At 72.0% G+C, this 2019-nt stretch carries 1 protein-coding gene; it reads left to right on the forward strand.

Going from position 1 to position 2019, the window contains the following annotated elements:
• Nucleotides 1-2019, forward strand: a 2019-nt coding sequence (locus WA967_RS15245) for a RecQ family ATP-dependent DNA helicase (RefSeq protein ID WP_424424348.1), incomplete at both ends; no start/stop codon positions are given.

The raw sequence follows: 2019 nt of genomic DNA on the forward strand, positions 1-2019 counted from the left end.
CGCCCGGATGCGGATTTCCACGACGGCCAGTACGAGGCCATCGAGGCGCTGGTGGCCGAACGGCGACGGGCACTTGTCGTGCAGCGCACCGGGTGGGGCAAGTCCGCGGTGTACTTCGTCGCAACCCTGCTGCTGCGGCGGCAGGGCGCCGGTCCCACGGTGCTGGTGTCGCCGCTGCTGGCGCTCATGCGCGACCAGATCAGCGCGGCCGAGCGCGCGGGCGTGCGCGCCGTCGCCATCAACTCCACCAACGCGCACGAGTGGTCCGATGTTCTGGAGCGGCTCGACCGCGACGAGGTCGACGTGCTGCTGGTCTCACCCGAGCGGCTGAACAATCCCGCGTTCCGCGAGCAGCGGCTGCCGGCGCTGGTGCGCCGGATCGGGATGCTGGTGGTCGACGAGGCGCACTGCATCAGCGACTGGGGCCACGACTTCCGACCCGACTACCGGCGGTTGCGCGACCTCATCGCGCAGATGCCCGCCGACGTCCCGGTGCTCGCCACGACCGCCACGGCCAACAGCCGGGTCGTGGCGGACGTCGCCGAGCAGTTGGGCGGCGCGGAGGTGCTGACCATCCGCGGGCCGCTGGCGCGGGCATCCCTGCGGCTGGGCGTGCTGCAGCTGCCGAACGCCGCGAGCCGACTGGCGTGGCTGCTCAGCCATCTCGACGATCTGCCGGGCTCCGGCATCATCTACACGCTCACTGTCGCGGCGGCGGTCGACACCGCGCGGCTTCTGCGCGAGCACGGTCACGACGTGCGCGCGTACACCGGGCAGACGGATGCCGACGAGCGCGAGGAATCCGAGGGGAAACTCAAGCGCAACGAGGTCAAGGCGCTCATCGCCACCAGCGCACTGGGCATGGGTTTCGACAAGCCCGACCTCGGCTTCGTGATCCACCTCGGCGCACCCTCGTCACCGGTCGCCTACTACCAGCAGGTGGGGCGTGCGGGGCGCGCCAGCGAGAGCGCCGACGTACTGCTGCTGCCCGGCGCCGAGGACAAGGACATCTGGCACTACTTCGCCACGGCATCCATGCCCGACCGTGAGCGGGCCGAGCGCGTGATCGCCGCACTGGGCGATCAGCCCATCTCGACGCCGACGCTGGAGGCCAGGGTCGACATCCGCCGCACCCCGCTGGAACTGCTGCTGAAGGTGCTCGACGTCGACGGCGCCGTCAAGCGCGTGCAGGGCGGCTGGGTCTCGACCGGAGCGGGCTGGACGTACGACGCCGAGCGCTACGAGCGCATCGCCGCCGAGCGTCGGGCCGAGCAGCAGCACATGATCGAGTACCAGCAGACCAGCGGATGCCGGATGGAGTTCCTGCAGCGCTCGCTGGACGACGCCACAGCCGCGCCCTGCGGGCGGTGCGACAACTGCGCGGGCGCCTGGTTCCCGACCGAGATCGGGGCAGATGCCGGAACTGCTGCCGCAGGTTCTCTCGACCGCGTCGGCGTGCCCATCGAGCCGCGCAGGCAGTGGCCCACGGGCGCTGATCGGCTGGGCGTGCCCGTTCGCGGGCGCATCGCCGCGGAGGAGCAGGCCGCGGAGGGGCGTGCGCTGGCACGACTGACAGATCTCGGCTGGGGTGGCACGCTGCGCGAGATCTTCGCGGCGGGTGCTCCTGACGCTCCAGTCCCGCCGCACGTGCTGAACGCGTGCGTGCGCGTGCTCGCCGGCTGGAAGTGGGATGAGCGCCCTGTCGCGGTGATCGGGATGCCATCGCGCTCGCGCCCGCAGCTGACCGGCTCACTGGCGCGCGGACTTGCGGAGATCGGCAGACTGCCGTACCTGGGAGAGCTCGGCTTCGTGAACGGCGGGCCTGCCGGTGGCCCCGGCGGGAACAGTGCCTTCCGCGTGGCGGGGCTGTGGGACCGGTTCACCGCCGACGGGCTGCAGGTGCCGGAGGGGCCGGTGCTGCTGGTGGATGATCTGGCGGACAGCCGCTGGACCCTCACCGTCGCGGCGCGTGTGCTGCGCCAGGCCGGCGCGACGGCGGTGCTGCCGTTCGCGCTGGGG

This window comes from Microbacterium sp. (assembly GCF_049650565.1).
Classification (GTDB): Bacteria; Actinomycetota; Actinomycetes; order Actinomycetales; family Microbacteriaceae; genus Microbacterium.